At 56.3% G+C, this 19967-nt stretch carries 15 protein-coding genes; 13 read left to right on the top strand and 2 right to left on the bottom strand.

The window, feature by feature from the left end:
- The first annotated feature begins 23 nt into the window (after window positions 1–23).
- The 7 genes from ACTUHY_RS05935 to ACTUHY_RS05905 all read left to right on the top strand — a co-directional run bounded on the left by ACTUHY_RS05935 (window position 24) and on the right by ACTUHY_RS05905 (window position 11092).
- Window positions 24–6854 carry a two-partner secretion domain-containing protein gene (locus tag ACTUHY_RS05935; RefSeq protein ID WP_442826980.1) on the top strand — a complete coding sequence of 2277 codons (6831 nt, stop codon included), beginning with the start codon at window positions 24–26 and terminating at the stop codon, window positions 6852–6854.
- A 107-nt stretch (window positions 6855–6961) separates the two neighbouring features.
- On the top strand, window positions 6962–7903 hold the full coding sequence (gene prmA / locus ACTUHY_RS05930; protein WP_442826979.1) for a 50S ribosomal protein L11 methyltransferase: 942 nt from the start codon (window positions 6962–6964) through the stop codon (window positions 7901–7903).
- A 1-nt stretch (window position 7904) separates the two neighbouring features.
- Window positions 7905–8639, top strand: a complete 735-nt coding sequence (locus tag ACTUHY_RS05925; protein WP_442826978.1) for a 16S rRNA (uracil(1498)-N(3))-methyltransferase — start codon at window positions 7905–7907, stop codon at window positions 8637–8639.
- 12 nt (window positions 8640–8651) lie between these two features.
- On the top strand, window positions 8652–9965 hold the full coding sequence (gene mtaB / locus ACTUHY_RS05920; RefSeq protein WP_442826977.1) for a tRNA (N(6)-L-threonylcarbamoyladenosine(37)-C(2))-methylthiotransferase MtaB: 1314 nt from the start codon (window positions 8652–8654) through the stop codon (window positions 9963–9965).
- 27 nt (window positions 9966–9992) lie between these two features.
- Window positions 9993–10328, top strand: a complete 336-nt coding sequence (locus tag ACTUHY_RS05915; RefSeq protein ID WP_278674437.1) for a histidine triad nucleotide-binding protein — start codon at window positions 9993–9995, stop codon at window positions 10326–10328.
- Window positions 10329–10434: 106 nt separating this feature from the next.
- Window positions 10435–10611 (top strand): 30S ribosomal protein S21, encoded by a 177-nt coding sequence (rpsU, locus tag ACTUHY_RS05910; protein WP_012938095.1) that lies wholly within the window; start codon window positions 10435–10437, stop codon window positions 10609–10611.
- Between the two features lie 31 nt (window positions 10612–10642).
- Window positions 10643–11092 (top strand): GatB/YqeY domain-containing protein, encoded by a 450-nt coding sequence (locus ACTUHY_RS05905; RefSeq protein WP_442826976.1) that lies wholly within the window; start codon window positions 10643–10645, stop codon window positions 11090–11092.
- 44 nt (window positions 11093–11136) lie between these two features.
- Here the strand turns inward: ACTUHY_RS05905 and ACTUHY_RS05900 are convergent, their stop codons facing one another.
- Window positions 11137–11259 carry a hypothetical protein gene (locus ACTUHY_RS05900; RefSeq protein WP_442826975.1) on the bottom strand — a complete coding sequence of 41 codons (123 nt, stop codon included), beginning with the start codon at window positions 11257–11259 and terminating at the stop codon, window positions 11137–11139.
- A 16-nt stretch (window positions 11260–11275) separates the two neighbouring features.
- A complete protein-coding gene (locus ACTUHY_RS05895; RefSeq protein WP_442826974.1) occupies window positions 11276–12427 on the bottom strand; it encodes a sodium ion-translocating decarboxylase subunit beta in 1152 nt (383 codons plus the stop codon).
- Between the two features lie 237 nt (window positions 12428–12664).
- Between ACTUHY_RS05895 and ACTUHY_RS05890 the strand changes: the two genes are divergently transcribed.
- From ACTUHY_RS05890 to ileS, 6 genes are all read left to right on the top strand, one after another.
- Entirely contained in the window at window positions 12665–13678 is a 1014-nt protein-coding gene (locus ACTUHY_RS05890) for an alpha-hydroxy-acid oxidizing protein (protein ID WP_442826973.1), read from the top strand.
- An 11-nt stretch (window positions 13679–13689) separates the two neighbouring features.
- Window positions 13690–15018: a TrkH family potassium uptake protein gene (locus tag ACTUHY_RS05885; RefSeq protein WP_442826972.1), complete on the top strand. Its 1329-nt coding sequence runs from the start codon at window positions 13690–13692 to the stop codon at window positions 15016–15018.
- 16 nt (window positions 15019–15034) lie between these two features.
- A complete protein-coding gene (locus ACTUHY_RS05880; RefSeq protein ID WP_442826971.1) occupies window positions 15035–15694 on the top strand; it encodes a potassium channel family protein in 660 nt (219 codons plus the stop codon).
- On the top strand, window positions 15691–16464 hold the full coding sequence (locus tag ACTUHY_RS05875) for a TrmH family RNA methyltransferase (RefSeq protein WP_442826970.1): 774 nt from the start codon (window positions 15691–15693) through the stop codon (window positions 16462–16464). The genes ACTUHY_RS05880 and ACTUHY_RS05875 overlap by 4 nt, the downstream gene beginning before the upstream one ends.
- Window positions 16465–16828: 364 nt before the next feature.
- On the top strand, window positions 16829–16960 hold the full coding sequence (locus ACTUHY_RS05870; RefSeq protein ID WP_442826969.1) for a hypothetical protein: 132 nt from the start codon (window positions 16829–16831) through the stop codon (window positions 16958–16960).
- Between the two features lie 168 nt (window positions 16961–17128).
- Complete coding sequence (gene ileS / locus ACTUHY_RS05865; RefSeq protein WP_442826991.1) at window positions 17129–19873, top strand: isoleucine--tRNA ligase; 2745 nt, start codon at window positions 17129–17131, stop codon at window positions 19871–19873.
- Window positions 19874–19967 lie beyond the last annotated feature (94 nt).

Below are 19967 nucleotides of genomic sequence, written 5' to 3'. Positions count from 1 at the left end.
AGGATCACTGGAGGAACAGAACTATGGATAACCATTTGAAATATACGAAGAAATGGAAACGGAACCTGTCGGCGGGGGTGCTGCTGGCCCTGTCCCTGGGAGGGACGGCCTATGCCATGCCCACTGGCGGCCAGATCCAGTCCGGCCAGGGCACCATTGCCCAGAACGGGAAGAACATGACCGTCACCCAGCAGAGCGGGAAAATGGCCGTGGACTGGACCCAGTTCAACATTGCCCGGGATGAAGCAGTGAAATTCGCCCAGCCCGGCCGGGACGCCGTGGCCCTGAACCGGATCACCGGGGGCCAGAAATCCGTGATCGACGGGGCCCTTTCCGCCAATGGGAACCTGCGCCTGGTGAACCCCAACGGGGTGGTGTTCAGCAAAACTGCCACTGTGGACGTGGGCAGCCTGGTGGCTTCCACTGCCCAGCTGAACGATCCCTTCATGAAGAGCTTCGCTGGCAGCACCGCCAACCTGAACCTGACCATCGGGGAGGGGAACACCAGCACCATCCTGAATGAAGGCACCATTGCGGCCCAGGGCGGCCTGGTGGCCCTCCATGCAGCCCAGGTGGAAAATACCGGCACCATCAGCAATCCGGGCGGTACCGTGGCCCTGGCTGCAGCCAAACAGCTGACCCTGTCTCCGGACAGTGACGGGAAGCTGAATTATGCCGTGGATGGGGAACTGGCCCAGGCAAAGGCTCTCAGCAGCGGCAGGATCCAGGCCGACGGGGGCTATGTGGTGATGACCGCCAAAAGTGCCCAGGATTTGCTGGGGACTGTGGTGAACAACACCGGTACCATCGAAGCCAAAACCCTGCGGAAAGATGAAAAAGGCCAGATCCTCCTGGATGGGGGCCAAAGCGGCCAGGTGGAAGTGAGCGGTACCCTGGATGCCTCCGGCATGGAAGATGGCCAGAGCGCCGGCAGCATCAAAGTCATCGGCCAGAAGACCATCGTCCATGGCAATACCAGCCTGCTGGCCAAAGGGAACGTGGACGGCGGCAAGATCGAAACCTCCGGCGACGTGCTGAACCTGGGGGATAACCTCAATATCGACGCTAAAGGCGTCAACGGTAAGGCAGGCGAATGGCTGCTAGACCCGCTGGATGTGATCATCGCCGACAGTGATCCTACCACTACCAGCAACTACGATAACGCCGACAAGAAAACTGCCACAGATTCTGACTTTACCAAGGGCAGTGCCTCCATCGGCTACAACGATCCTGCTGCCACCGACGCCAATGCATTTTCCGTGAACAGGGCCGTGACCTGGATCTCCACCGCTATGGTGGAAAACAGGCTGAATGCGGGCACCAATGTGACCATCCAGGCAGCAGCCACCAACGGATCCGCCAATATCATCGTTAAAAATGACATCGATAAGAAGGATGGGGGCGATGCCACGCTGACCCTGGATGCCATGCGGAACATCACCGTCAATGGCAATATCTCCTCCACGTCCAACAAACTGAATGTGGTATTGAATGCGGACAGCAACGGGGATAAGATCGGGGCTGTGATTATCAATGCCAATATCAACACCAATGGGGGAGATTTTACCTCCGCTTCCGGCGGTAAGGTGACATATACCAGTGATTCTGCCAAGACCAAAGGGTATGGCAAAGGGACCCTTGGCGGCAAGGCAGATCCTGCGGGCTATACGGTCGGTACCTATTTTGGCCATGTGGACAGCAGCGGTACAGCAGATGGCACCAAGGATAACCGGCTGATCAAGACCGGCGGCGGAAAAATCACACTCAACGGGGAAATCGCCATCGGCCTTAATGGGGGAACTCTGACCATTGATTCCAGTAATTCAAATGGAGAAAAAGGGGATATTACTGTTACGGGCATCATCAACTCCGGGAACAGCTACGGGGCCTATGTATATGGTACTACTACTTGGGATGAGTTCACAGCTGATAAAGTTAATGATTATCTGACTTCTGATACCGTTCCGGCTTATCATTATCAGGGCGTCAACTATGTAAAGAATTCGGATGGCAGCTACAAAACAACAACGGATGCTGCAGATTTTTCCAATGGTGAGCCGCATTATACTTTTGATAAAGAAACAGATACTCAGAATATTCGCTGGCTGGGGGATGGTAGTTCGACAGCTGTCAGTATAACAAAGGGAAAAGGATATTCTTCTGTAATTATTACTGAAGGGAAAATGTCCACGAAAGAATATTTACGGTATGTGGCTGTTTCCGACCCGGCGGGCTTCTTGAGCAGATATATGACATCCAACCCAACTATTACAGATGGGAGTACTTCCTATGCCTTGACGGTAGGGTCTGTTACAGTTAATGGAGTTTCTAATAATGCCCTAGGCTACAAGGTTGGAAATAAATTTACCGCTTTGACACAGCAGCAGATTCAGAGCCTGGCAGACGATGCACTTACATTAGCGAAGAACAGCACGAATACAACGGCAATGAGTAATGGCAGCACTGCTTATACGAATTTAACCAATGATATTAAGAGGCTCATTGCCAGCAACTGGTTTGTGTCCGAAACATTGGCTAAGTACGACCCGAAAACGAAGACTTATAATAATGGCAAAACGGCTGTAGGAGATTCTTATCTGGCCACCATCACCACCATCCTGGAAAACTCTTTAACCACACCGAACGGGCAGCAGATTCTCTGGGCCGGCGGCCGGGGATCCGGCGTACTGAACAAAACCGGTTCCAACAGCAGCGCTAACGACAAGCTCTATCCTTATTCCTTTTACGGCATGGCCGACGATCCCACCTATCAGGACGGCATGTACTGGGTAACTGGCCCGGAAGGGGAAGCAAATGACGGCAAGGGAACCCAATTCTACAGCAATGCTGGTTCCAACTGGAAGAACGGAATTTATGGGAAAACCGTTTATGGGTATGCCAACTGGGATACCTATAAAGACGGGGGTAAGACCCGTCAACAGCCGGACAACAGTGCGCCCTTCCTGACGGTAGGCTATGGTACCACCGGCAAATGGGACGATGCGGCCATGGGCGGGGGCACCACCGTAGGCTTCGTCAAAGAAACCAACCTGGCCAACTCCAGCCTGAACATCAAAGCCGGTGGTGGCACCGTCAGCCTGGAAGGAGACCTGGGCAAGGCCAAGGCTCTCGATACGGTGAACATTGAAAGCACCGGGGCTGTGACCATCGGGAATAAAACCAATACAGCCACCAACTACAAATATGGCACCATCTATGCGGACCATGGGGTCTACATTTCCGGCGGCACCGTATCGGTGGGCGGCGAGATCCATTCCGGTACCACCGATAAAACGGCTTCTGCCAGCGACATCACCACCCGCAGCGATGGATATCAGAACACCGCCTTCCAGCTGGACAGTGTAACCATCAAGTCCGCCGGTGACCTTACCGTCCACGGCGTGGAATCTAACGGGTATACCGACAGCAATAACACCCTGAACGGCGGCAAGATCAGCCTGACCTCCACCGGGGATACCGGTAAGATTACCCTGGGCGCCGGCGTGGATTACAATGGCAAAGCCACGGAAGGTACTCTGGCGGCAGCCAGCACTGCAGAAGGAGCCGTGGTGGTGGATGCCCAGGGCAGCCAGGGCGCTCTGGTAAACAGCACCACCGGTACAAATGCCATCACCACCGGCGACAAGGGCACCTGGCAGGTCTATGTCAATTCGCCGAGTGACTATGGAACGGTTTTGGGTGATAACCTGAAAAGCGGAACCAATGCCCAGTGGACGGCTAAATCCGATGCCAATACCACGGTGAAGATAAACAGCTCCAACAATAATCTCACGAACTATACCGATACCAGCAGCAACAAGTTCATCTTCCAGGTGACTCCGGTGATCACTATTTCCGGGGGCTATACTTCCAAAACCTATGGGGATACCCTGGCTGAGGAAAAAATGGCAGAGACTTTGACCTCTAAGGCTATCTATAGGGATTCTAAAGGGAGTGATATCGACGTCACCGGTTTCAAAAAAAATTTCGATGAGTCTAACTATCTAGACTATGTGACCAGTTCGAACAGCACCAAGAAAGGTCTCTCTACGGTCAACGTATCCAGCGATGGAACTGCGAAAACGGCTACCCGGACCAACGGGAATGAAAAAGCAGAAGGTTCAGATGCATACAAGACTGCTACCGATGACAAGAGAGCTTACTATGTGATGGATGTGACCTATCAGGATGGTGTCAAGACCCTTAATGGCTATGATAAGGCTGCTAACCCTGGGGAAGTGGAAATTACACGGAAGACTCTGACCATCAGCACCGATGGCACCCAGACCTACGGCAATACTGCAGTGACCAATGGGACGCCTTCCTACGACAAAACCCAGCTGGTGAACGGAGATACGCTGGGCGATATCCAATATACGATTGCCACCGATGGCAGCTATGCGAACAGCAAGGGCAGCAATACCACAGCCCATAAAGGCACCTATGAAAACCAGTATCTGACCACCGGCGCCACAGTAAAAGCCAGCGGCGGCAGCGATGCTTCCGCCAACTATGCGGTCACCGGCAGTGGCACCATCACCGTGAACCCGGCAGACCTCTACCTGACGGTGGGGGATGTGTCCACCACCTATGGGACGGCCTTTGACACGGACAAGTATACCTACACCATTGATACGGCAAAAGGCGGGTTGGTGAACGGGGATACCCAGGATGCTGTTCTGGGAGAAAAGTTCCTGAATTACACCAACATCGGGGATGCCACCGATCCGGTCAAGATTGCCAATGGGGCCCTGACCCAGAACGCCGGGACCTATGCACTCCAGGGGACTGCCAGCAAGGATCTCTCTGACTATACTGTCCATATCACCAATGGAAAATCCACGGTGGAAAAGGCCAAACTGACCCTGACCGTAGGGGACGTGAACACGGTCTACGGGTCCGATTTTGACAAGACTCAGTACACTTATACCATCTCTGGGAACGCCAACGGAGACACGGATGAAACTCTGAAGAACAACCAGATCAGCGTCACTTACACCAACACCGGGGAAAAGCCTGATGCCAATAACGACAAGGTAAAGACCCAGGATGTGGGAGATTGGAAGCTGATCGGGAATTTCACGGTTGCCGGCGATACGGCCAACAACTATGATGTTACCTACGTGGATGGGACATCCACTGTCACCCCAGCAGAGATCCATCTGAAGCTCAACGACGTATCCACCACCTATGGGACGGCTTTCGACAACAGCAAGTACGGCTACGATGCCAGCCAGTTGGTGATGGCCAACGGGGACAGCACGGATGTAGTGACGAAAACCATTGCCAACGGGGATATCACCTACACCAACACCGGGGACGCTACGGATCCGGATAAGATCGCCAAGGGCGCCAAGACCCAGGATGCGGGTACTGGATATCAACTGACCGGGACTACAGAGAAGACCCTGCAGAACTACACCGTTAAGATCGACGGAGCCGATGCTTCCATTGACAAGGCCACCTTGAAACTGAAGGTGGGGGACTACACCGAAGCTTACGGGGCCGCGGACAAAGTGGGAGCGGACCTGAAAAAAACGGAAGTCACCGGGGAACAGAACGGGGACAACCTGGCGGATCTGGTTTCTGAAATCGGTATCCACAACACCTCTGGGGCCCTTTTGAGTGACACCCGGACCAATGATGTGAAGTACAAGACGGACGGCAGCCTGGACAGCTACCGGATCGATACCCAGCTGGATAAAGACACGCTGAAGAACTACAATCTGGAACTGTCCGAAGGGACCATGACCCTGACCCCGGTGGCCATCACCGTGGATAACGAGATGATCCAGACCTACGGTTCGGCGGACCGGTCCTTCAAGGAAATCGCTACGCCGCCTCTGGTGAATGGGGATACCATTTCCACCGCTGGGCTCACCATGACCCCCAAAGCCGGCGGGGCCTATGAAACCAACCGGGCCAGCCGGACTACGGCGGATGCCGGGATCTATAAAAATGACCTGGAATCTGATGGAGGCGGGATCGTCCATGAAAATGGCAGCGATGCCCGGAAGAACTACCTCGTCACCATTACCGGGGATGTGATCGTCAACAAGGCGGACCTGACCGTTACTACCAAAGACGTGACCACGCCTTTTGGAACCGTGAAGTTCACTACATCCGGCGTGCAGGGGCTCACCAACGGGGACGCAAAGAATGTGTCCGACCTGAAGTTCAACTACGGGTCCTACGGGAACGCGTACCTGGACAACAATTCCTATACCAACGCGCCTGGGCGCTATGAGTTTAGCACGGAGACCACCAATCAGTATCTGGATTTCCTGAAGAACTACAACATTCTGGGCGGGGATGCTGCTGTGACCATCACCCCGGTGGACAAACCGGTGAAGCCGGACATCACACCGGAGAAACCCAATCCGGTGCCCGCAGGGAAAGGCGAAGTGGAAGAACCTTCCATGGACGATTTCCGTGGGGAAGAAGAACACCAGGACGGTGGACGGACCTGGTACCGGGAAAAGAAATCCATTCCCTTCTTCAAAGTGCTGGACGGCAAAGTGACCAACTACGGAACCTTTGACGTGGAAAGCATGCCGGAGAAGGTGGAGATCACTCCCAGCGGCATGCGGCTGCCGGAACCGGATCAGCCTAAGACCCAGCACCGGGAATACACCACCACCCTGACCCTGCCGGGCGGGGATGGAAGCTACCGGCTGGTGTACAACGGCGTCTCCTTCAACATCTATGCAGTGGATGCAGCAGCCCGCCAGCTGCTGGAAGTAGGGGACCCGAAGAAAAACAAAGAACTGTCCGAAGCCGCCCTCCACACCGGATTCCAGAAAATGGGCCTGGGGCTGGAAGACCTGAAGGCAGTGTATGTGAGATTCAATTGAATAAGGGTTGCGACCCGCGACCGGGGTGTGGAAATTTTCCACACCCCCTTTTTCTTTCCTCACAATATGGTATAATAATACGATATCTGTACAAAGGAGCGTTACATATGGAATCTTGGCTGCAAGTGAGCATAAAAGTCACCCATGAGGCTGTGGAAGCCGTGGCAGATTTGCTCCGGGAGGTGGGGGCCCGGAACGGGGTGGAAATCGAAGACCCGCTGCTGCTGAACCAGCTGCGGGAAAGCGCCACCTGGGAACTGTGCGACATTCCCCATCAGGAAAATACGGAGGTGGTCACTGTTTCCGCCTACTATCCGGAAAATGACCAGCTCCAGGAAAAACTGGATGCTATCGAACAAGGTCTCCGGACTATCGAAGAACGGATCGGGAAGTTCCGTTTCGGGCCTACCCTGTTCCGGCAGATCAGTGAAAAGGACTGGGCCAACACCTGGAAGCAGTATTTCCACACCACCAAAGTGGGGAAGAAGATCGTGATCAAGCCTTCCTGGGAAACCTATGAGCCCCAGGGGGAGGAAAAGGTCATCGCCCTGGATCCAGGGATGGCCTTCGGCACCGGCACCCATGCCACCACCAGCATGTGCATCCAGCGGCTGGAAGAGCTGGTGACGCCGGACTGTGATGTGTTCGACGTGGGCACCGGCAGCGGCATCCTGGCCATGACAGCAGCGCTCCTGGGAGCCAAAACCATCCATGCGGTGGACATTGACGAAAAGGCCGTGGAAGTGGCCAGGGAGAACATTGCCCAGAACGGGCTCAGCGACCGGATCACCGTGAACCAGGGGAACCTGCTGGACGGTACCGACGGCCAGGCGGACCTGATCATTGCCAACATCATTGCGGACATCATCATCCTGGTGCTGCCGGAAGTGGCGGTGAAGCTGCGTACAAACGGCCGGTTCCTGGCCAGCGGCATCATCGAGGAACGGCTGCCGGATGTGGAGAAAGTGGCCGGGGAAAACGGCTTTACCTTCCTGGATGTGAAACGGAAGGCGGGCTGGTGCGCCGTGACCATGGGAAAGGAAGGCTGACGTGTACCGGTTCTTTGTACCCCGGGATTTCGGGGAAACCATGTCCATCGACGGCCAGGATGCCCACCACATCACCCATGTGCTGCGGATGAAGCTTGGGGAAAAGCTCCAGATCGTCAGCCTGGACCAGGTGGCGGCGGTAATGGAGATCACCGGCTTCGGAGAGAACCGGGTGGACCTGGCCCTGGTGGAAACTTTGGAAAAAAGCCACGAGCCATCTGTCAAAGTGACCTTGATCCAAGGCTTGCCCAAACAGGACAAATTGGAATGGGTGATCCAGAAGGCCATCGAACTGGGAGTCACGGAGATCCGTCCGGTCATCATGGACCATTCCGTGGTGAAGGTGGATCCGGCCAAGGCGGCCAAGAAGCAGGAACGGTGGCAGAAGATCGCCGAAGCGGCGGCCAAGCAGAGCAAGCGGGACATCATTCCCCAGGTGGCCCTGCCGGCCAAATTCCGGGACATCGTGGCCCAGTGCCCGGCGGAACTGAAGATCGTGGCCTATGAAGTGGAAGACACCCGGGGTATCCGGGAGGTGCTGGCGGCTCACAGGGAGGCTCGATCCATCGCCTTTTTGATCGGTCCCGAAGGGGGCATCTCCAAGGACGAATTCGCCCTGACCCAAGAACTGGGCTGGCATTCGGTGAGCCTGGGCCCCCGGATCATGCGGACGGAGACGGCGGCCCTGGCCACCCTGACGGCCATCATGTACGAAACAGGGAATTTGGGAGGATAAGGAAAACACAGCATGAAGAAAATCGCTTTTTATACACTGGGATGCAAGGTGAACCAATCGGACACCGCTTCCATGGAGAAACTCTTCCGGGATGCCGGATTCCAGATCGTGGATTTCGAGGAACCGGCGGACATCTGCCTCATTAATACCTGCGTAGTCACCAACATGGGCCAGAGCAAGAGCCGGAAGATCATCCACCGGGCGGCTCGGCGGGATCCCAAGCCTTTGATCGTGGTCACCGGCTGCTATCCCCAGACTTCGCCGGACGAAGTGGTCCACATCGACGGGGTGGACCTGATCATCGGCAACCAGGACCGGAGCAAGGTGGTGGACCTGGTCCGGGAACGGCTGGGGGAAAGCCCTGACGAAGCCCCCATCAACGCGGTCCACGACCTGCCGGTGGGAAGGGAATTCGAAGAAATGGATGCGGCGGTGGATGCCAGCCGGAACCGGGCCTTCCTGAAGATCCAGGAAGGGTGCGACCAGTACTGCGCCTACTGCATCATTCCCTACGCCCGGGGCCATCTCCGCTCCCGGTCCCTGGAGAACATCCGGGAGGAAGTGGCCAAACTGACGGCGGAGCAGTACAAGGAAATCGTCCTGATCGGCATCCATCTGGGCTGCTATGGCAAGGAAATCCCCGGCGGGCCCCATCTGTCCGATGCGGTGAAGGCGGCCCTTTCAGCAGAACCTCAGGTGCCCCGGCTGCGGCTGGGCAGCTTGGAGAGCGTGGAAGTGGAAGACGCCTTGCTGGATCTGATGGCCCAGGAGCCCCGGCTGTGTGCCCATCTCCATCTGCCCCTTCAGGCGGGCTGCGATAGCACCCTGGCCCGGATGCACCGGCCCTATGACACGGCCAAATTCGCCCAGCTGCTGGCAAAGATCCGGAGCCTGGTACCCAATGTGGCCATTACCACGGACGTGATCGTGGGCTTCCCAGGAGAGACGGAAGAAGACTTCCAGGCGTCCCTGGACTTCATCCGCCAGTGTCGGTTCAGCAAGATCCACATCTTTCCTTATTCCCAGCGGAAGGGGACCCCGGCAGCGGTGATGTCGGACCAGATCTCCAACCAGGAAAAACAGGAACGGGTCCACCGGCTGGAAGAAGTGGACAGGGAAGGGAACCTGGCTTACCGGCAGGAACAGATCGGGCGGGAAAGCACCGTGCTCTGGGAACGCCGGAATCGGAACAACGGCCTGTGGGAAGGACTGACCCCTGGCTATGTGCGGGTGTATGCGGACAGTCCGGACAACATGAAGGGAAAAATTTCCCAGGTCCGCCTGGAAAATATCTATGAGGACGGGCTGAAGGGTGGTATAATATAAGAGATTTTAGGTACAGGGGGTGAGACTATGACAGACTGCGTATTCTGCAAAATCGTTTCCGGGGAGATTCCCAGCAAACGGGTTTACGAAGACGACAAGGTGATCGTGATCAACGACCTGAATCCGGGGGCACCGGTCCATGTTCTGGTGATTCCCAAGGAACATACAGAGAATATCCTCACTGCTTCCCCTGATATCCTGGTCCATGTGAAGAACGTACTGCCCGAGATCGTCAAGAAACTGGGCATTGCGGAAAAAGGCTTCCGTATCGTGGTGAATACGGGGGTGGAAGGGGGACAGACGGTCCCTCATCTGCATATCCATATTTTAGGCGGCAAGGAATTGGGCTGGCCGCCCTGCTGAGGATTGTGGATTTTCTGTTGACAGATACCATTGATTTAAGGTATAATGACTAGGTGTTAATGTTAAATTACACTTCCCGAAAGAGATCGTGGAGGGAGGGATATAGATGACTGAGATCAGAGTTGGCAAAACCGAATCTTTGGATAGCGCTCTGCGCCGTTTCAAACGGGCTACGCAGAAAGCTGGCGTTCTGTCCGAAGTGAGAAAACGCGAACATTATGAAAAACCCAGCGTAAGACGGAAAAAGAAGTCTGAAGCTGCTAGAAAACGCAAATCCAGATAATCTTCATTGACTTGATTTGGGGGCGTAGAAGATGTCTTTACGAGAGATTCTGCAAACCGATATGAAACAGGCCATGAAAGACCGGGAAAACGGCAAGCTTCGGCTGGCCGTTTTGCGTATGGTATGGGCTGCCATTCGGAATAAAGAAATTGACGAAAAGACAGAGCTGAATGATGATGCTGTATTGGCGGTCATCATGAAGGAAGTCAAACAAAGAGAAGATACCATCAAAGAAGTCAAGGACGCCAATCGGCCGGATGTGGTAGAGAAGAATCAGCAGGAAATCGATGTGCTGAAAAAGTATCTGCCCCAGCAGCTGAGCGATGACGAATTGAAAGCCATCGTGGAAGAGGCGATTGCCAAGACCGGTGCCAAATCCATGAAGGATATGGGCAAGGTCATGGGGACCGTGATGGCCCGGACCAAAGGCCAGGCAAGCGGCCAGCGGGTCAATGCTATGGTGAAATCTCTGTTGGGCTGAAAAATAAAAGGGGGGCTGTTGCATGCGCGACAGCCCCCCCTTTTTCATTCTTTCACTGGGAACAATTTCGTCAGTCCCCAGGTCAGACCGGCGAAGAGGGCCATGACCACGAACACCAGGGGATAGGCGATGACGAGCAGTTCGATGGATGCAGTAACGGAATCCATATTTCTTCAGCCTCCTTTACATGAGCACGGGGATCAGGGCCATGACCAGGCCTCCAGCAACCACACTGGCTACCTGGCCGGCTACATTCACGCCGATGGCCTGCTGGATGATGAAATTGGTGGGATCCTCTTTCAGGGCCATTTTGGCGATGACCCGGCCGGAGATGGGGAAGGCACTGATGCCGCAGGCCCCGATCATGGGGTTGATCTTCTTCTTCAGGAACAGGTTGGCCAGTTTGGCGAACAGGAGACCGCCCACCGTATCGAAGATGAAGGCCACGGCTCCAAGGCACAGGATCTTCAGCACCTGGACTGTCAGGATGTTTTCGGCGGTCATAGTGGCTCCCACGGTGATCCCCAAAAGCAGGGTCACCAGGTTGGTCAGTTCATTCTGGGCGCAGTTGGACAGGCTGTCGCAGCACCCGGACACCTTCAGCAGGTTCCCGAACATCAGGGCACCGATCAGGGGCACGGAGATGGGGGCGATGATCCCGGCAATCAGGGTGACCATGAGAGGGAAGAGGAAGAGGGCCGTCTGGGAGACGGGCTTTTCTTCCTGATAGGGCATCCGGATCAGCCGTTCTTCCTTGGTGGTTAGCAGTTTTACCACCGGAGGCTGGATGATGGGCACCAGGGACATATAGCAGAAGGCGGTGACGGTCAGAGGCGCCAGCATCTCGGTGGCGAATTTCTGGGCTACGAAGATGGTGGTGGGTCCGTCGGCGGCACCGATGATCCCGATGGAGGCCGCTTCGTTGAAGGGGAATCCCGCCAGGGCGGCGCAGAGGGTGGTGGCGAAGATCCCCAGATGGGCAGCGGCCGCGAACAGCATCATGTAGGGAGCCCGGAGCAGGGGGGTAAAGTCACACATGGCGCCGATGCCGATGAAGATCAGTACCGGGAACAATTCGTTGGCGATCCCCATCTGATACAGGACGGTAAGGAAGCCGGGTTCTCCGCCTCCCGTGGGCATCACGGCGAAATGGCCGGGGATGTTGGCCAGGATGCAGCCCACCCCCATAGGGAACAGCAGCACCGGTTCATAGCCTTTGCGGACCCCCAGCCAGATCAGCAGGGCCCCGATGGCCAGCATGACCCAGACGGTCCAGTCACCCATGCCCATGACACCGGCGAATAATTCTTGAAAGACTTTGCTTGCGTTTGACATAGAATCACCTCGTTGTAAAATGTGCCAGGCAGCATACCAAAAAAGAGGACCGGACATTTTTACAATGCCAGGTCCTCATGATCCTTCCTACCCCTGTGCCATCCGCAGGAAGGGATTATCCAATTGGTATGGGTATTATAGCGTATTTTCGGGGGAAGTGCAAGGGGAAGAAGATGTGGTATAATAGAAACCGAATCTAGGAGGCTTTGCCTCTTTATACACAGGGGAGTGACAGGTATGGATTTCAAGGAAGTCATGGAAAATGCCAGGAAGTGTCTGGGAAAATGCAAGGGATGCCCGATCTGCAACGGGGTCGCCTGCCGGAACACCATTCCGGGGCCCGGCGCCAAGGGCGTAGGGGATACGGCCATCCGGAACTATGCCAAATGGCAGGAAGTCCGGGTGGTGATGGATACCCTCTGTGAGAAACGGCCGGTGGATACCTCCATTGAATTGTTCGGCCGCACCTTCAAATACCCAATCTTTGCCGGCCCAGTTGGGGCTGTGGCCATGCACTACAGTGACAAATACAATGATGTGACTTACAATGCAGAACTGGTGCCCGGCTGTGCCGAAGCCGGCATCGCGGCCTTCACCGGGGACGGAATGGATCCTATGGTGATGCAGGGAGCCACGGACGCCATCAAAGCCTGCGGCGGGGTGGGGGTCCCCACGGTGAAGCCCTGGAACGCCCAGATGATCGCGGAAAAGATGGACCTGGTGAAAAAATCCGGGGCCTTTGCCGTGGCCATGGACGTAGATGCGGCCGGGTTGCCCTTCCTGAAGAACTTCGTACCTCCTGCGGGGAGCAAATCTGTGGAAGAGATGAAGGCCATCATCAAAGATGCGGGCCTGCCCTTCATCATCAAAGGGATCATGAGCGTCAAGGGAGCGTTGAAGGCAAGGGAAGCCGGTGCGGCTGCTATCGTGGTGTCCAACCACGGGGGACGGGTGCTGGACCAGAGTCCGGCAACGGCGGAAGTGCTGGAAGAAATCGCCCAGGCGGTGGGCGGTACCCTGAAGATCCTCGTGGATGGAGGCATCCGCAGCGGGGTGGATGTGTTCAAGGCCCTGGCTATGGGCGCTGATGGAGTGCTCATCGCCCGGCCTTTCGTCAATGCGGTGTACGGCGGCGGCCGGGAAGGCGCCAAGCTGCTGGCGGACAAACTGGGAGCGGAACTGGCGGACACCATGGAAATGTGCGGTGCTGCTTCTCTGAAGGAAATCACTCCTGAAATGATTCGGAAATAAGGGAGACCATCTTGAACCAGATCAAACGCTTTTCCCCTTCCCAGCTGATCGCCCTGACTTTCGTGGGGCTGATCCTGGCCGGAACTTTGCTGCTGATGCTGCCTTTTGCCAGTGTGGACGGTTCGTCCCTGTCTTTTGTGGACGCTCTGTTCACCGCCACCTCCGCCTCCTGTGTCACGGGCCTTGTGGTGGTGGATACCGGGACGTATTTTTCTCTGTTCGGCCAGCTGGTGATCATCGCGCTCATCCAGCTGGGAGGCCTGGGCCTGGTGCTGTTTGCGACCCTTTTCTCCGTCATCATGCGGAAACGGATCGACCTCCAGTCCCGGCTGAACATCCAGGCTTCCCTCAACCAGAATGAACTGGATGGGGTGGTGCGGATGAGCCTGCGGATTGCCAAGTACACCGCGGTGATCGAGGGGCTGTTCGGCACCATCCTGGCCATCCGGTTCTATCCCCAGTACGGGCTCCGGGGCATTTATTACGGCTACTGGCACGGGGTCTCCGCCTTCTGCAACGCCGGGTTCGACCTGTTCGGCCATTACCAGAGCCTGACGGCCTTTGTAGGAGATCCGGTGGTGAATCTGAGCATCTGCCTCCTGATCATCCTGGGAGGGCTGGGGTTTGCGGTGATCCGGGATGTGATGGCCCATCGGGATTTTCGGCATCTGAAGCTCCACAGCAAGATCGTGCTGGTGAGTACGGCGGCACTGGTTGTGGGGGGGACAGCGGTCATCGCCCTGCTGGAAAGAGAGAATCCGGGTACCTTAGGCAGCCTCAGCGCCGGAGATGCCTTTTGGGCCAGCTTCATGCAGGCGGTGAGCCCCCGTACTGCCGGGTTCAATACCATCGATATCAACAGCCTGCGGGTGCCCACCATGATTTTCGTCATCCTGCTCATGTTCATCGGTGCCTCTCCCGCATCCACTGGGGGCGGGATCAAGACTACCACCTTTTCCCTGCTGCTGCTGAATATCTGGCAGGTCATTCGGGGCAAAAGCGAATGTGAGATCTTCGGACGGCGGATTACGGACGAAACTATGTTCCAGGCTTTCGCCATTGCCAGCATGTCCCTGTTGTGGGTGGTGTTTGCTACCCTGATCCTTACCTGTCTGGAAGACACCAATTTCCTGGCGGCTGCTTTTGAAGTGGTCTCGGCCTATGCCACGGTGGGACTGTCCACCGGGCTGAGCCAGCATATCTGCACGGGCAGCAAGATCATCCTGATCCTGTCCATGTATGCGGGCCGGGTGGGGTTCATGACCTTTGCCCTGGCCCTGACAGCCCGGAAATCCACAGGCCATATCCATTATCCCAAGGAAAATATCATCATCGGTTAGGAGCTGTCAGTATATCATGAAAGACAAACGGCAATTTATCGTCTGGGGCCTGGGCCGGTTCGGCAGCAGTGTGGCGGAAACCCTCACTGCACTGGGCCACGAGGTCCTGGGCATCGACAACAATGAAGATGTGGTGGAAAACATGGCGGACAAGCTGACCCATGCGGTGGTCTGCGACGTGATCGACGAAAAGACCGTGAACAGCCTGGGCATCCGGAATTTCGACGTGGGGATCGTGGCCATCGGCAATCTGGAACCCAGTCTGCTAGCCACCATGCTGCTGAAGGAAGCCGGGCTGAAGACCATTGTGGCCAAGGCTTCCAATCCCATCCACGGGAAGATGCTGCAGAAGCTGGGGGCCACCAAGATCATCTATCCGGAACGGGATATGGGTCGCCGGGTGGGCCACAATCTGGCCTACACCAATATCCTGGATTTCGTAGAACTGTCCGACAACATCTGCCTCATGGAAGTGAACCTGAATAAAAGCATGGCCGGGAAAAGCCTGGCGGAACTGAATGTGCGGCGGAAATACCAGGTGAACGTGGTGGCGGTGAAGCATAAGGACGGCTCCACAGAAATGACCCTGGAACCCACCAAGCCCCTCCAGGAAGGGGATCTGCTGGTGGTCATCGGCAGCCGGAAAAGCGTGGAAGCCCTGGAGGACGGCATATGATCACAACCCTTACTTCCTTGAAAAATGACCTGGTGAAGCGGGCGGCTTCCCTGAAGATGAAAAAATACCGGCAGAAGGAAGGCTTGTTCCTGCTGGAAGGGAAACGGGCGGTGGAGGAAGCCCTGGCGTCCGGCTGGACGATCCGGAACCTCTTTTTCACCCGGCTGCCGGAAGGCTGGGAGCAGGAGGCGGAAACCAGTTCCTTCCCCTGGTATGAAGTGCCCCTGCCGGTGCTCCAGAAGATCACGGCCACGGAAGATCCCCAAAGTGTGGCGGCCTTGGTGGAAATCCGCCGGGAAGAACTGGCCGCTTATGCCCCGGGGCGGGGGCTGCTGCTGGTGCTGGACCAGATCCGGGACCCGGGGAACCTGGGGACCCTGATCCGTACCGCGGATGCTCTGGGAGCTGCCGGGGTGGTGCTGCTGGAAGATACGGCCGACCTGTACAATCCCAAAGTGGTCCGGTCCACCATGGGATCCCTGTTCCATTTGCCGGTGTTCACGGGCGTCAAGGCCGGAGAACTGGAAGACTGGTGCCGGCAGCATGGATACGCCCTGTGGGCCACGGCCCTGGAAGGGGCAGAAGACGTGACCAAGCTCCGGTGGCCGGAAAAGACGGCCCTGGTACTGGGCAGCGAGGCAGAAGGGGTGTCCCCGGAGATCCTCCAGGCAGCGGACCAGAAGGTGAAGATCCCCATGGCCGGCCAGGCTGAAAGCCTGAACGTGGCCGTGGCCGGGGGAATCGTGATGTTCCAGGCGGCACGGCACTGATTGTCGTCATACGTCAGACGTATGACGGAGCTGTTGCGTAAGCACAGCCCCTTTTCAGGTCTCGGGTCTCGAGTCGTGAGTCTCGGGCCGCTGGATAGAACCTGTCTTTCAGCCAGGTTCTTTTGAAAGTACAGAATCAGAGCCGTGCTGGATATAGGAACGGATATCTTATCGAGAACGGACCAGGTTTTACACGTTCAAAAATTTGCTTGCAAATTTCTCAACCGGCTCGAGACTCGAGACCGAGTCGCTATGCGACTCATGAGACTAGGGGGTATTGCACAGAACGTGCAATACTCCCTTTTCCAGTTGACCTCTCTGTAGAAGAAGTGTATAATAAACAAGAATTTGATACCAACAGGCGATGACAGAGACAGTACGCCGCTGGGCTGGTGCAGCGATCCGGGGAAGGTGGGAGCCCGGGCAGGAGGCCTTGCGGAAGAAGATCACTCTGGAGCCGGTCATCGAAGCAGCAGTAGATGGTCCCGGGTTATGATCGTTATCTCATACAAAGTGGCAGCGCAGCTGTCATGAGGGTGGTACCACGGGTCCTTTGTCCCGTCCCTTTCGGGGGACGGGACTTATTTTTTGGAGGTGTGAAGCAGTGAGCAAAAAAGATGACAAATATGCAGCGACCTTGAATCTTCCGGAAACGGAATTCCCCATGCGGGCAGGGTTGCCCAAACGGGAACCGGATTTCCTGGATTTCTGGTATAAAAACGATATCTATGGAGAAAAACAGAAACTCCATGCCGGCCATAAGAAGTTCGTCCTCCACGACGGGCCTCCCTACGCCAACGGCAAGATCCACATGGGCCATGCCCTGAACAAGGTCCTGAAGGACATCATCATCAAATACAAATACGCCCTGGGATATGATACCCCTTATGTCCCCGGCTGGGATACCCATGGCATGCCCATCGAACATGCCTGCCTGAAGGCCACTGGGGTAGACCGCCACAAGCTATCCCCGGTGGAACTGCGGAAAATGTGCCGGGAATATGCTCTCCAGTGGATCGATACCCAGCGGAAAGACTTCAAACGGCTGGGCGTACTGGGTGACTGGGACCATCCCTATGTGACCCTGGATCCCCATTTCGAAGCGGAACAGATCCGGGTGTTCGGCACCATGGCCAACAAAGGCTACATCTACAAAGGCAAGAAGACCGTCTACTGGTGCCCCCACTGCGAAACGGCCCTGGCGGAAGCGGAAATCGAATACGCCGACCAGAAGACCCCGACTATTTTCGTGAAGATGCCTCTGGTGAAGGACAACGGGCTGACCCCGGAAGCCGCCAAAGGCAAAAAAGCCTATATGGTGATCTGGACCACCACCCCCTGGACCATCCCTGCCAACGTAGCGGTGGCCCTGAACCCGGACTTCGACTATGCCTGGGTGGAATACAACGGGGAAGTGCTGATCATGGCCGCTGACATGGTGGACAAAGTGGCCCAGGAATGCGGCGTGGAATTCGGACCGGTGCTGGGGACCACCAAGGGCCGTGCCTTTGAATATGCAGAATGCGAACATCCCTTCCCGGAATACAACCACCGGAAATCCCTGGTGGTGCTGGCGGACTACGTGGACAAGGAAGCCGGTTCCGGCTGCGTCCATACGGCTCCCGGCCATGGGGACGTGGACTATCTCACCGGTCTGAAATACAAGCTGCCCATCCTGTGCCCGGTGGACCAGAAGGGCTGCTTCACGGAAGAAGCCGGGGAACTATTCCAGGGCAAGTTCGTCTTTGACAGCAACGGCCTGGTGATCAAACACCTGGCGGAACAGAATGCCATCCTGGGCAAAAAGACCATCCATCACCAGTACGCCCACTGCTGGCGCTGCAAGAACCCTATCATCTTCCGGGCTTCTGAGCAGTGGTTCGCTTCCGTGGACGGGTTCCGGGACGAAGCGTTGAAGGCCATTTCCGAAGATGTCCAGTGGATCCCCAGCTGGGGCGAATCCCGGATCCATAATATGGTGGCTGACCGCCATGACTGGTGCATTTCCCGGCAGAGAGTCTGGGGCGTGCCCATCCCCATCTTCTACTGCGAAGACTGCGGAGAACCCTTGATCAATGAAGCCACGGTGGAAAAGATCGCCGATATCTTCGACAAAGAAGGCAGCGATGCCTGGTGGAACCATACGGCGGAAGAACTGCTGCCGGAAGGGACGAAATGCCCCAAATGCGGCGGCACCCATTTCCGGAAGGAAAAGGACATCATGGATGTGTGGTTCGACAGCGGTTCCTCCCATATGGGGGTCTGCAAGCGCCGTCCGGAACTGAGTTGGCCCGCTGACATGTACCTGGAAGGCAGCGATCAGCACAGAGGCTGGTTCCAGAGCTCCCTCCTGACTTCCGTGGCCGTCACCGGCAAGGCTCCCTATCGGAGCGTGCTGACCCACGGCTATGTGCTGGATGGGGAAGGCCGGAAGATGTCCAAATCCCTGGGGAACGTGGTGGTGCCTCAGGAAGTCATCGACCAGTACGGGGCAGATATTGTCCGTCTGTGGGCGGCCTCTTCCGACTACAAGCAGGATGTGCGGATCTCTCCGGTGATCCTGAAGCAGCTGGCGGAAGCTTACCGGAAAGTCCGGAATACCATCCGGTACATCCTGGGGAATACCCACGACTTCGATTATGAAACGGAAAAGGTTCCCTTCGAGGAAATGGAAGAACTGGATCAATGGGCCCTGATGCGCTTCGAATCCCTGAAGAAGGCGGTCACCGAAGCTTATGAGACCTACGATTTCCATGTGCTGTTCCATGCCATCCACGATTTCTGCACTGTGGACATGAGCTCCTTCTACCTGGATATCATCAAAGACCGTCTGTACACCAGCCGGAAGGACAGCAAAGCCCGCCGGTCCGCCCAGACGGCCATGACCCAGATCCTCCGGGAACTGGTGGTGATGCTGATGCCTGTGCTGAGCTTCACCATGGAAGAAGTCTACCAGTATATGAACAAACCGGCGGATGCGCCGGAAAGCGTCCAGATGCTGCCTTGGCCCCAGGCCCATCCGGAATATGTGAAGGAAGACCTGAAAGCCAAATGGGATGCCTTCATCGCCATCCGGGGCGAGATCACCAAGGTGCTGGAAGGGGCCCGGCGGGCCAAGACCATCGGCCATTCCCTGGATGCCAAGGTGGAACTGTATGCCACCGGGGATGCCCTGGCGGAACTGAAGGCTGTAGAAAAAGATCTGCCCACCCTTTTGATCGTGTCCCAGGCGGAAGTCCACGAAGGACTCACCGAAGCCGGGGAAGCCACCGGCCGGGACGACCTGAAAGTGGTGGTGGAAGCCGCTGAAGGGGAGAAATGCGAACGGTGCTGGTGCTACAGCAAGACCGTAGGCCAGGATCCCAAGCATCCCACTCTCTGCGCAAAATGCTGCGAAGCGGTGGAGTGAGGAAGGTGTGTTGCCTGTGACGGGCAACACGCCGGTCTCGGGACTCGAGACCCGAGACCCCGTAAAAGGGATTGTCATCTTGACAATCCCTTTC

Origin of the sequence: Acidaminococcus nyctereutis, assembly GCF_052216985.1 — a bacterium.
GTDB classification, from domain to species: domain Bacteria; phylum Bacillota; class Negativicutes; order Acidaminococcales; family Acidaminococcaceae; genus Acidaminococcus; species Acidaminococcus fermentans_A.
The sequence above is the reverse complement of the archived record's forward strand: the minus strand, read 5'-3'. Positions and strand labels throughout refer to the sequence as shown.